9 protein-coding genes are annotated in these 12,547 nt (G+C 55.9%); all 9 read left to right on the forward strand.

Annotated elements, in window-relative coordinates; all coding sequences use genetic code 11:
* Nucleotides 1–1,070 precede the first annotated feature (1,070 nt).
* Nucleotides 1,071–1,343 carry a response regulator transcription factor gene (locus AC1D00_RS08425; protein ID WP_477010347.1) on the forward strand — a complete coding sequence of 91 codons (273 nt, stop codon included), beginning with the start codon at nucleotides 1,071–1,073 and terminating at the stop codon, nucleotides 1,341–1,343.
* Between the two features lie 416 nt (nucleotides 1,344–1,759).
* Nucleotides 1,760–3,049 carry an ABC transporter substrate-binding protein gene (locus AC1D00_RS08430; RefSeq protein WP_477010339.1) on the forward strand — a complete coding sequence of 430 codons (1,290 nt, stop codon included), beginning with the start codon at nucleotides 1,760–1,762 and terminating at the stop codon, nucleotides 3,047–3,049.
* A gap of 5 nt (nucleotides 3,050–3,054) precedes the next feature.
* Complete coding sequence (locus tag AC1D00_RS08435; RefSeq protein ID WP_477010340.1) at nucleotides 3,055–3,822, forward strand: ABC transporter ATP-binding protein; 768 nt, start codon at nucleotides 3,055–3,057, stop codon at nucleotides 3,820–3,822.
* Between the two features lie 4 nt (nucleotides 3,823–3,826).
* Nucleotides 3,827–4,663, forward strand: coding sequence for an ABC transporter ATP-binding protein (locus AC1D00_RS08440; RefSeq protein ID WP_477010341.1), 837 nt, complete (start codon nucleotides 3,827–3,829; stop codon nucleotides 4,661–4,663).
* A gap of 3 nt (nucleotides 4,664–4,666) precedes the next feature.
* Nucleotides 4,667–5,548, forward strand: a complete 882-nt coding sequence (locus tag AC1D00_RS08445) for a branched-chain amino acid ABC transporter permease (protein ID WP_477010342.1) — start codon at nucleotides 4,667–4,669, stop codon at nucleotides 5,546–5,548.
* A gap of 36 nt (nucleotides 5,549–5,584) precedes the next feature.
* Complete coding sequence (locus tag AC1D00_RS08450) at nucleotides 5,585–7,225, forward strand: branched-chain amino acid ABC transporter permease (protein WP_477010343.1); 1,641 nt, start codon at nucleotides 5,585–5,587, stop codon at nucleotides 7,223–7,225.
* A gap of 96 nt (nucleotides 7,226–7,321) precedes the next feature.
* Complete coding sequence (locus AC1D00_RS08455; protein ID WP_477010344.1) at nucleotides 7,322–9,658, forward strand: N,N-dimethylformamidase beta subunit family domain-containing protein; 2,337 nt, start codon at nucleotides 7,322–7,324, stop codon at nucleotides 9,656–9,658.
* A gap of 18 nt (nucleotides 9,659–9,676) precedes the next feature.
* A complete protein-coding gene (locus tag AC1D00_RS08460; RefSeq protein WP_477010345.1) occupies nucleotides 9,677–12,070 on the forward strand; it encodes a N,N-dimethylformamidase beta subunit family domain-containing protein in 2,394 nt (797 codons plus the stop codon).
* A gap of 57 nt (nucleotides 12,071–12,127) precedes the next feature.
* Nucleotides 12,128–12,547, forward strand: a 420-nt coding sequence (locus AC1D00_RS08465; protein ID WP_477010346.1) for a CoA-transferase, incomplete at its 3' end; no start/stop codon positions are given.

A 12,547-nucleotide genomic window follows, 5' to 3' on the forward strand; every position in this document is an offset into this window, starting at 1 on the left:
GGAGGGCACCCAGAGGCGTCGTAGTAAGATCTAGATTTTCCGATCCCCTGATCGTCACATTGGCTGTGCCGCTGACGGTGAGGCCGGCCCGGCCGCAGCGCATCGATCAGTCGACTTCGCTGATCTCGGGACCGGATTCTGTCCTCCGGAGCATGCAGGTTTATTGTAAGTTCTCGAAACTAGTATAGTCTAAAGCGTTATTTTAGTTGGTATTCCGGTTTGGCCGCTGCTGGAAAATGGGCGCCGGGCCGATGTCGAAGGCAACTATGCCGAGGCGGAACGGGATGAGGATCGAGGAACTACTCCCTGCTCTTGCCGGGGCGACCCGTACATCAACCGACCCGGCCGATGAACTGTTGGGCAACGCGTCGGAGATGATGGGTCTCCTTCGTGATCTGGTCCGTTGTTCGGCGTTTATGCTGTCGAGCTGGGACCCCTTGTCAAGCTCGGATCGACATCAAAGGCTTGTAAGTGATGGTTATTCCGAATCTGCCGTATCGCATATAAACAGCGAGTACATAGACGAAAATCCTGGGTTCTGGGTTTCGCATACATGTAGCGCGGGCGCGCCACGTTGGCGTGACTACGAGCGCGATTGGGACGTACATTTTGCGGAAACGCAAACCGCCCAAGAGTTTCTAATTCCGTCCGGCTTCCGCGAGGGCACGACTATGTGCCTCCGGCTCCCGAATGGACGCTACACTGGAGCGGTGCACTTCAGCTGGACTTCTCCGGCCGCGCCAACGGACTCTAGAAGGGAAATCATTGAGCGCTTTCGTCCGATGCTCGCCGCGGCATGCGATCTCCTGCGCGCGCCACAGCTACTTGCGGGAGGAATGAGTGCCAGTGCGTGTGCCCTGATCATAGCCCCTAACGGCACAGCTCACGAGTTCCCTGGTCGCTCGGCGGGTGCCAATCTGGGTGAAGGGGGCGCGCTCCGTCGACTTTTGCTAGCGAACCTCAATTGTTGGATGTCGCAGCGTTTTCTCTGGCCCGACGAGTCGGGCCATTGCCACAGAGTGACGCTCGCGGCCTGCCCAGGTGAACTGATTCTTGTCACGGAAGAACCGATGCCGTGGCCGTTCGGGCTTTCACTTCGCGAAGTCCAGGTGCTGAACTTGATCGCCAGCGGAGCTTCCAACCCGGAGATTGCGCAACGCCTTTTCATTTCAACGCGCACAGCGTCGACGCATGTAGAGCATATCCTTAGGAAGATGGGGTGTCTTACCAGAGCGAAGCTTGCGGCCGTTGCAGTGGCGGAAGGCCTTCTTCTTCCGGAGGCTAACATGTATCGAAATCCGCGGAAGCTTCGGCTTCGAAGCCTCAATCAGTCCCATTTCTAAACTACAAATCTATTGTGAGGTAGGCCGCAAAATGAGGTGCTTCGACCGCGCCTTACGCCGTCCTATGCTCAGTTGTAGCGGGCCAAACCTTCCGAATCCTGGTGTCTGCTCGAGCATCTCGGGCTATTCGTAACTCGATCAACCGATCATCGCACTATCGCTGCAGGTTCGACTTATTGCACGGTCGTTGTATTGGCTGGCCCCTGGTCGCTCAACGCCAATCGCAATCTGCCCCTAGAAATGAGCCGTGAACGCGTGCGCCGTTAGCGTTCATCGCCCAGCAGGATCCCCCGCTCTCGCGGAGCGCATCACCCAGCAGCTTCCGCCACCCTGACCGTCAAATCGGTCGGTTGACGTATTGTTGTCCGTGTCATTGCGCGTTTCTCTAGGCCATCGATAACTCGGGAGGGGAAAGCATGTCTACCAAGGTAAGTCGAAGAGCCGTCACTGCCGGTATCGGATCAGCGATCGCTATGCCTTGGATCGCGCGATCGGCATTTGCGGCGGACCCGATCGTGATTGGCCTCCCTACGGCTCAAACTGCTCCTGTAGGAACCGCGGATCATCTCGATCATCTTCGAGGGACCCAGCTTGCGGTAGAGGAAATCAACAGTTCTGGTGGAGTCTTGGGCCGCGAGCTCAAACTATTTACCGCCGATGTAAATCCGATCGAGCCTGAAAGCATTAGGCAAGCCTTCGCGGCGTGCGTGGATGCAAAAGTGCACGCCATCTCATGTGCCTTTGTGTTCATCCCTATTGTGTCGATGGACGCAACCGCCAGGTACAAATGCCCTTATTTCAACGGCACCGCCCAGCGCGCGCAAACGGAAGCGATCAAGGCGAATCCTTCGAAATACAGTCACGTATTCCAGATTGACGGGTCGGATCTGGACTATGGCTGGACGTATCCACTGATGCTTGCGCAACAAGAAGAGCAGGGCTTCTGGAAGCCAAAAAACCGCAAGGTGCATATTGTCCAAGAACAATCCGGCTACAGCCGGTCAATTACGAAGGGTGCGGTAGAGCAGATCAAGAAGCAAGGAAAGTTCGAAATCGCGAGAATCACCGACATTCAAATTCCGGTCCAGGACTGGAGCCCGGTGGTTCATGAACTAAAGCAAGTGGATGCCGGTGCGATATTTATCAATCATTGGGTGGCAGCGGAGCTTGCTGCCTTTACCAAGCAATTCGTTGCCGATCCGGTCAAGAACTCGCTGGTCCATCTGCACTATGGTCCTTCACAGCCGGAATATTTGACCCTCGTCGGCTCCGCTGGAAACGGCTTCTGTTGGGATACAACGATTGGTCACTATCAGGACGAGCGTGGCCGGGCGTTCGAGGCAAAGTACAAGGAGCGTTTTCCCAGTCCCTTCCCTGGGGCTGTGTATCCGGGCGTAGGATACGACATCGCCTATCTCCTAAAGCATGCGTGGGAGGCGGTCGGTGACCCACAAAAGTTCAAGGAAGTATGTACGTGGGTTGAAAAGAATCCGCAGCGGGGCGTTTGTGGGACCATCAATTTGGACAATCCATGGCATGAAACCTTCCACTTTCCGGAGAACGGTTTCGACGATCAGCTTGCCGCAAAGGACGTGAACAAGGGAGTGGCGTTGCTTCACCTTCAGATTCAGAACCTCGAGCACAAGATCATCTTTCCAAAGGAGGTTGCGTCAGCGAAGTTCCAGCCGCCGCCGTGGTGGAGCTAGCGACAATGCTTGAGCGCAGCCCCGAATTGAGGAAGCTACCACCCGAGCCTCAGGCGCAACCGCTATTTTCATGCAGCGATATTGCTCTCAATCTGGGAGGGAGGGAAATCCTCCGGAACATCAATCTTCAGGTCGACCTGGGTGAGGTCCTCGGTATCATTGGCCCTAACGGGGCAGGCAAGACGAGCCTTTTTGAAGTTCTTTCCGGGCGCATCAAGCCGAAAAGTGGAGCAGTGACATTCAAGGGTCAGAACGTCACCCAGTTGCCACTCTACGAACGAGCTCGGCTTGGTATTGGCCGCACGTATCAAGCCCCGGTTATTCCGGAGGAATTGACGGTTGGAGAGACCTTCAAGGCGGCGCGCCAGGCGTTTCGGCCATTCCTCACGAAGTTCGACGCCGAGTATGGCGCCGAACTTGTCAACCTTCGCGTAGACGACGAAACGCCGGCTGCTCAACTAGATACGCTCGATAGGCGAAAACTTCTGTTGGCTTGCCTGCTGATGAGACGTCCCGCAATTTTGCTGATGGACGAGCCTGCAGCAGGTTTGATCAACGCCGAAATTGACGAAATCGACTTTCTCCTTCGGCTGCTATCGAAGGAGATGAATATTGCGGTCGTCATTGTCGAGCATCGTATCGAGCTTCTCGCAACGATCGCCGATCGTGTGATGGTCATGGACGCCGGAGAAGTTATCTCGGAAGGCCTTATTGAAGGCGTCCTCGCAGATCCTAAAGTTCACGCCGCATATTTTGAGAACGTGGCGGACTGAAATCATGAGCTACATGTCGCAAAGGATCAGGAATTACATGCCGCGAATTTCGACACAGAGTTCATCGGTGCCGCACTTGGTCCACCCGCAAATCTCGATTGAGAGTCCGTACCCCGCTCATTCGCCGCGCGAGGTTTTGAACGTCAACGGCCTTTCGGCAGGCTATGGACCCATGAGGGTAATTCACGATCTCGATCTGATTGTGGATTCCGGCGAACGTGTCGGTCTAGTTGGACTCAATGGGCACGGCAAATCGACACTTTTCTACGCGATCGCCGGTCTCACCGGATGGCAGCGCGGCTCGGTCAAGTTGAAGGGTATCGAAGTCGGGCGCACGCGCAGTCAAGGCCCTGGGCGCTACACTCACTTGGTAGTGCGTGCCGGCCTGGCGCTCATTCCACAAGGTGATGAGATCTTCCACGGTCTGACTGTCGACGAACACTTGGATTCTGGAGCATTCACCCACCGCGCTTGGCGGGAGCGCGCACAACGGAAAGAGCGCATCTTGGAGATATTCCCCCCGTTGCGGCGACTCATGAAAGTTCCGGTCGGCCGTCTATCGGGCGGAGAACGTCGGATGGTCTCAATCGGCCGGGGCCTCATGGCTGAGGCGTCGTTGTTCCTCGTAGATGAACCAACGCTGGGGCTTGCACCGAAGATCGGCAAGAACGTTATCGACGCGCTGATGGCGATTGAGCTGGGTGGGGCGGCCATGATTATCGCCGAACAGAACGTTGCTGTGCTTGAAGGTCGAGTAGACCGCATCATTGGTATGCACGCAGGCAAGCTGAAAGGCGAAGCATCTGCCGCGCTAGCGCTGCACGGTCATCGAAGGGCATAAGTCATGGATCTCTGGTTTCTGATCAGCTCGACCATTCTACTGGCATGCATTTACGGCACGTTAGGCATAGGAATCTCGATCACTTGGTCGAGCCTTGGCCTTCTCAACCTCGCCTACGGCATTATCTTTTCGTTCGGCGGGTACGGTTCGTGGCTAGTGGCTCAGCACATTTCGTCGTGGGGACCGGCGCTCCTTGCCGGAGGAATTCTATCGGGCGCGCTTGCAGGCGTAATTGTCTGTGCGCTGGCGTTCATTCCTATTCACGATAAGCCCAACTACCCGGTAAGAGGGTTGGTGGCCACGCTCGCAATCAGTCTGCTGGGCGCGCAGGCGCTGCTGTGGTGGTTCGGGCCCTACGCGAGAAATCTGCCAGAAGTCTTTGGCAGCTGGCAGATAAAATTCTTGGGAATGGTCTTGACCTCGGACATCGTCGGCAATGTGTTGTTGTCCGTCCTGATGCTTGTGGCGGTCTTGAAGTGGATGCGATCGAGCCGGCGCGGCCTTGAGATCCGCGCGATGATGATGAATCCCCATGCCGCATCGATCGTCGGGATCGGCGTACGGCGAACGGCTTTCTACGTCATGGCAATCACCGGAGGCTTAGCCGGCTTGGCGGCCGTTTTGCTGTCGCAGACATACTACGTCTCTCCCTTCGGCGGGATAATGCCGATGATCAAGGGCGTGAGCATTGCGCTGCTGGGCGGGCTCGGAAGTGTTCAAGGCGCTGTCATAGCCGCGACAATACTCGCCTTCGCTGAAGCGGTCACGTCTGTCTATATAGGTGGGCAATACGTTTTGATCACGCAATTCTTGCTCATCATTACGATCTTGATGTTCCGGCCGCGAGGTCTTGCCGGAATGCTCRACAAAGCGAGGGAGGCGTAATCGATGAGCCATCCCGCGGCCAAACCGGAATCTCAAATGAGCGAAGCCAAGTGGCGCAATCCTCTATACTTGTGGGCCGCAAAGGGAGCGGTCGAGGAGCTGCCGACGATCCCATTCCACAGTCACGAGGAGGTCTGGGACGATACTCGAAAATCGAAAACTGCGCTGCTTCCAGTTGGTCGGCTCCGTTACTATCACAAATGGGGCGGTCACGGTGGTCGCGCTTGGCAGCGCTTACGATACTGGCCGACACGCCGCCGTGTCCTGCACATCCGGAGCGACCTCAATCCAAAGACGCTACGGACCGAGAAGACCATCGTCGACAAACGGCCGATCTGGTGGGCGCTGGGATTGATTTTGCTCGCCTTGGCGCCGCTGGTTGCGCCGGCCGGCGTGCAGAGCACGTTGCTTACCGCGGGCGCGATCTTCGGCATCTACGCGGCAGTCAGTCTTTGCTGGATGCTCATTCTCGGCAGCGCCAGTATCTTTAGTCTGGCGAGCTACGCGGTGGTTGGAACAACAGCCTATCTGACGGCGTGGCTGTCCATAAACTTGGGGTTGCCCTGGTGGCTGCTGCCGCCGATCGGAGCCGTTATAGGATTGATCTTTGGCGGCATTCTCGCCCTGCCTGCAACGCGTCTGGACGGCTTTTACTATGCGCTCCTCACGCTCGGGGTGAATGAACTTTGCCGAGTATACTTCTACACGTCCAATGTCTTCGGGTCGGCCGTTGGCGGTTTGTACGGTGCTGATAGCTACATCCCGGATGACTTGTCCCAAGACAGTGCGCTGCTTCTGGGGTACTACGCCTGCCTTGGCTTGATGTTGGTCGCATTGACGCTTTACAGGTTCGTCAACGGTCGCCGCCTAGGCCGAATATTGCGGATGGCCCCCGAGAAGCGCGAAGCATTTGCCGAGGCAACTGGGGTCAACTTTCGCCAGGCCCGCATCTGGATCTTCCTGATTTCCTCTGCTGCGCTTGGTTTGATCGGCGGATTCTACGTCGCCCACTTCGCGGGTGTGGGGTATGCAATATTTGACTTCAATCAAGTGCTGTTGGGTTTGGCGATGCTTGCGATCGGCGGCATTGGTCGAGCAGAGGGCGCAGTCGTTGGCACGCTGATCGTTGTGTTTTTCGACAGGGGTCTGATTACCCTCGGGCCAATTCGCCTGATTATTGTCGGGCTGATCATGCTCTTCATAGTTTTGTATTTGCGGAATGGCTTGTTTGGCATCAAGGCGCAATTTCGCGCCTGGCGAAACAAGAAGAAAAGTGAACGCCGTTCGACGAGGGCGGAGAAGGGAGGCGAAATGTTACCCGAAGAAGCGACCGAAGTGCATGACAAGGATCTCGTGTATCGGCGACGGTTCGACAAGATGCAACGCGATTATCTTAAGACCTTGGTGTCGCCTGAGGTAATCGCAGAGCACCGGCGATCTCCATCAGGCCAACACAGCGAAGCGCTTGAGCGGCTGCTCATTTACTTCCGTGGGCAACCTCAAATCGACAAGTACGCAATCGCAGTAGTCGAGCCGTTCAAGTCTTATAGAATCGTGGCGCTGTCGGGCCATCGCGGCGTTGCTCCTCGCGTCGTGGAGGACAAGATTTACGTCACCCCAGACGAAGCATTCCACGGTGTGTTCTTGCGCCGCGTCCAAGACCTGCTCGAGTCATAGCACTCTAGGCGGAATATCCAACGCGCAACTAGGTGGAAGCACTCGCAGCTCATAGCGGTTGCTCCCATCCACAATATACGAATTCAGGATAGGACGATGGCGCAGGTCAAGATATTTGGTTACGCCGACAAGATAACGGTGCGGCCAGGGGACGTTATTCAGTTCCACGTCAATGCCGACGGTACCGATACCGCGGAAGCGAAATTGGTGCGCTTAATCCATGGCGATGAGCATCCGGACGGTCCTGGCTTCGTTGAGGAAGAAGTTAGTTGCAGCGCCGATGGTCCTTGGCAGGTGAAAAAGCAGTATGCACAGGTGGGATCTTTCCTTGAGGTGGCGGACGCGGAGCGCAAGCTTGCACTCAACGGTAGTCTTACTTTGTGCGCCTTCATACATCCGCTGCTGCCCGAGGTCGGACACCGGCAAGCATTGATCGGCAGGTGGGACAACTACAGAAATTTTGGTTTTTGTCTCGGCATCAACAAGACTGGGCGTTTGGAATTCTGGGTCGGTCAAGGAGATGAGGTCGACTACGTGCAGGCTGAAGTGCCGCTTCAGGCCCAGATGTGGTATTTCGTGGCCGTGACTCTCGATGCCAAAACAGGTCGAGTTGCCCTGTATCAGGAAGGTGTCGGGAACCGCTACAACAGCCTGCTCGGTAAGGTCGCTCCGGTCGACTACCGGTCGCATGTCTCCGAAGTCTTCCGGTTCAGGCAGAAGAATCTGCCTGAGACGCCGTTCCTCATGGCTGGGTCGCGGGATTGGCACGAGAGACGCGGTAATTTTGTCTCGCAGTTGTTCTGCGGAAAAATCGATAGGTGCGGATTGTTCGATCGGGCGTTGCGTCGAGAGGAGCTTGATGCGATCAGATGCGGACAGAAGCCCCCGTCGGACGGCCTGGTTGCTTACTGGGACACAGCTGACGGATACACTGACCGCGGCATAGGTGACGTTGTCACCGACGTCGGCCCCCATCATTTGAACGCCACGGGCTACAATCGGCCTGTCCGCGCGCAGACCGGCTGGAACTGGGGCGGCTTCAACGACAGCTTCCGTTTGGCTCCCCAAGAATATGGTGGAATTGAATTCCATGCTGACGCGTTGATCGATTGCAAATGGGAGGTGACGAAAGCATTGAAGCTGCCGGAGACACTTCGCAGCGGAGTGTACGCGATGCGCTTGCGCGCAGGCGACGGAAAGGCTTTGGGGGAGGAACACATAGTTTTCTTCGTGCGACCGAGATCGCCGACCGGACGCGTTGCATTTCTCGCTCCCACCGCAAGCTACCTCGCGTACGCCAATGAGCATCTCAGCTTTGACGCRCCAATCGTTCAACCGATGTCGGGTTCGACGCCAATCCTCGCAGATATCGACATTGAGATGTATAAAAATCCGCAATTTGGTCACGGCTGTTACGATTCCTGGGCGGACGGCCAAGGTGTCTGCTACAGCTCGTATCGCCGTCCCATTGTTAATATGCGACCCAAGTATCGCATTTCGTCAATGAATACGACTTGGCAATTCCCAGCTGACCTCTCCGTCATCGCCTGGCTTGAGCACATGAAGTTCGACTACGACGTTTTAACCGACGAGGATCTGCACCTCGAAGGCGTCGCGGCGTTGGCTCCGTACAAATGCGTGATTACGGGCACTCACCCCGAGTATTATTCGGGACGCATGCTGGACTCGACCGAGGACTACATCGCCGGAGGCGGACGCTACATCTATCTAGGTGGCAACGGATACTACTGCAGTGTGGCGTTCCGTGATGATGAGCCGTGGGTCCTAGAGTGCCGTAAGTTTGGTGAGGGCTGGAAAGCATGGGAGGCTCGCGCTGGTGAGCATTACATGGCGTCAACAGGAGAGAAGGGCGCCGCGTGGAGGGGACGAGGTCGAGCTCCACAGAAAGTTGTCGGAACGGGATTTGTCGGCGAGGGGTTTGCAACAGCGATGCCTTTCCACCGAATGCCGGACAGTTACGATCCATCTTTAGCGTGGGTCACCGAAGGAATTGACAAAGAATCCTTTGGTGACTTCGGGTTAGCGCACGAGGGAGCAGCTGGCTTGGAGCTCGATGTGTATGACCTGAAAAAGGGTACGCCGCCTAATACCAAACTAATCGCTGCCTCCGGTGGTCACGATGACAATTATATCATGCACTCGATTATGGTCTTACATCATTATCAGGGGCTCGCCGGCTCCTACGATTACCGGATGCGTGCCGACATGACCTATTTTGCGGCGCCGAACGATGGCGCTGTGTTCTCATGCAGCTCGATCGGTTTCGGACAGGCGTTACCGTGCAAGAATTTCGATAACGATGTCTCTCGGCTACTTTCGAACGTTGTAAATACCTTCATCAAGCCAGGGCCACTCCCAGCGTCGGAATTGAAAACCGAGGTCGAGTTGAAATTGGGGAAGGTGCCAACCTGATCAACATGGGACAGTGCTATGTCACGCGACCTGCATCTAGTTAAAGCTTCATCTGCGCAGTCGGAAGCGATGTCGAATCGAACGGATAATTCTTCTGAAATCAAGGTCTTTGGCTACAGTGACAAGATTTCGGTCATGCCAGGGGAAGCGATCAAATTCTACGTCAATGCGGATGGTGCGAATGTTGCGCACGCGCAAATGGTGCGCCTGATCCATGGCGATGAGCATCCATCCGGCCCAGGGTTGGTTGAGGAAGAGATTAACTGTGACGCCAATGGCGTCTGGAAGGTCTCAAAGCAATTCACGCAGGTCGGGTCATTTCTCGAGGTCGCTGATCCGGACGGAAGACTCGCGCTGAGGGGCAGCCTGACCCTGTTCGCATTTGTACTTCCGACAAAGCCACAGGCCGGACGCCGTCAATGTGTAATTAGCCGGTGGGACAACTACAAGAAATCCGGGTTTTGTCTTGGCGTCGACCAGAATGGTCGAATGGAGTTCACAGTAGGCGACGGACGTGAAGTAGATCACCTGCAGGCCGAGGTGCCACTGCACAGCCATGTATGGTATTTCGTAGCTGCTACATTTGATGCGAAAACCGGGCGGGCAACCCTTCATCAAGAGGCCGTTAGAAATCGCTACAACAGTTTGCTCGGCAAGGTCGCTCTGATTGATCACCGATCGCGCGTCTCCAAAGTGTTTCGGATTCGCCAACAGCACCTGACCGAAACGCGGTTCTTGATCGCGGGCTCGCACGATTGGAGTACGGAGCATGGCAGTTTCGTCTCGCAGACATTTTGCGGCAAGATCGATCGCCCGGGACTGTTCACCGAGACCTTGAGTCCGGCGGAGCTCGACGAACTTCAAGAAGGTGAGCCACCTTCCCGCCAGCACTTGGTTGCTTATTGGAACACCGCCCATGGATACACGGATCGGGGAGTCGGCGACATTGTAACGGATGTTGGTCCCTATCAGCTTCACGCCAAAGGCTACAATCGACCTGTCCGCGCGCAGACTGGCTGGAACTGGGACGGCTTCAACGATTGTTTCCGGATGGCTCCTCAAGAGTACGGTGGAATTGAGTTTCACTCGGATGCAATGATCGATTGCAAATGGAGTCCAGCGAGATCCCTCAAGCTACCTGAAACGCTGCGAAGCGGCGTGTACGCAATGCGTCTGCGGGCTGGGAACGGGAAAGGGTTGGGTGAGGAGTACATAGTCTTCTTTGTCCGACCGAAGTCCCCTACCGCGCGTATCGCCTTCCTCGCTCCCACAGCGACCTACATTGCTTACGCGAACGAGCGTCTTAGTACCGACGCCAGAACAATTCAGCCAGTAACAGGTATGCCGCCGATCATGGGAGCGGTCGATCTTGAAGTATATAAGCAAGAGGAGTTCGGCCTTTCGATGTATGACCATCACGATGATGGTCAGGGCGTCTGCTATAGCTCATATCGCAGGCCAATCACGAACATGCGTCCAAAGCATCGGATGCCTAGCTTGGGTGTGTCGTGGGGCTTGGCTGCGGACCTGTCCATCGTGGCCTGGCTTGAACATCAGGCCTACGACTACGATGTTCTGACCGATGAAGACCTGCACCGGGATGGTGTTGCGGCTCTCGCTCCCTACAAGTGTGTCATTACCGGTACTCACCCCGCATACTATTCCGAGCGGATGCTCGATGCGACGGAGGATTACATTTCTGGTGGAGGCCGGTACGTTCATTTGGGTGCCAACGGCTTGGATACGAGCGTAGCTTTTCGCGACGATGRGCCATGGGTCATGGAATGTCGGAGGTTCGGCCCTTCGTGGAAGGCTTGGGAAGCCCGCCCTGGCGAATACTACATGGCGAGCAACGGACAAAAGGGCGGTGCGTGGAGAGCGCAAGGCCGACCAGCACAGAAGGTTGTGGGAACTGGATTTATCTCGGACGGCTTTGGCAAAAGCCGGTTCTATCGCCTCATGCCGGACAGCTATCACCGGACGGTGTCTTGGATTACGAAAGGGATCAAGGGCGAGATCATTGGTGACTTTGGTCTTGCTTATAATGGGGCGGCTGGCTTAGCACTTGACCGGTTCGACCTTACGCTTGGAACTCCACCGCACACCAAGATCGTCGCCTCGTCCGGTGGGCACACAGACAACTTCATCGTGAACCCAGAGGTCATCCACTATCACTATCAGGGTCTGGCCGGGTCATACGACTATCGCGTAAGGGCCGACATGACCTATTTTACGGCCCCCAAGAATGGCGCAGTGTTTTCTGCGGGCTCCATCGCCTTCGCGCAATCGTTGCCATGTAACGGTTTCGACAACAATGTGTCACGGCTCCTGGCCAACGTCGTAAATGCGTTCACCAGCACTGGCCAACTGCCGGGTCAGCATTGGATTTCGGAAGAAAAGCAATGGAAGTAGTGCGTGAGCGGCACACTAAATGTCATCCCGATCGGCGAGGCATGAGTGAGTAAGGCTATGGCGTATTCGAACAAGGTACACCGGCTGGATGCAGCCATGGAGCGGATTAAGCCTGGCATTACGCTAATGATGGGTGAGTTTGTCGGGGCTGGCGAACCCGCGAAATGCATAGAATGGCTATTGGATCAGCGAATCGGCGACCTTACACTGATCGCTAATACGCCAGGAATGCGCGGCGGATTCCTAAAGGCAAAACTGTTTGAACATGGGCAGATCAAGAAGTTCATCGGCACGCACATAGGTACGACGGAAGAATCGACCAGCGCGTACATCGCGGGCTCTGTTTCGGTGACTGAGTTCTTTCCGATGGGGACCTGGGCGGAGAAGATCCGCGCCGGTGCAGTTGGGCTGGGCGGAGTCTTGGTGCCGGTTGGTGTCGGTATTCTCGATCAAGATGGCATATTCCCCGAGCGATCC

The organism is Bradyrhizobium sp. P2_E8, from assembly GCF_056403875.1.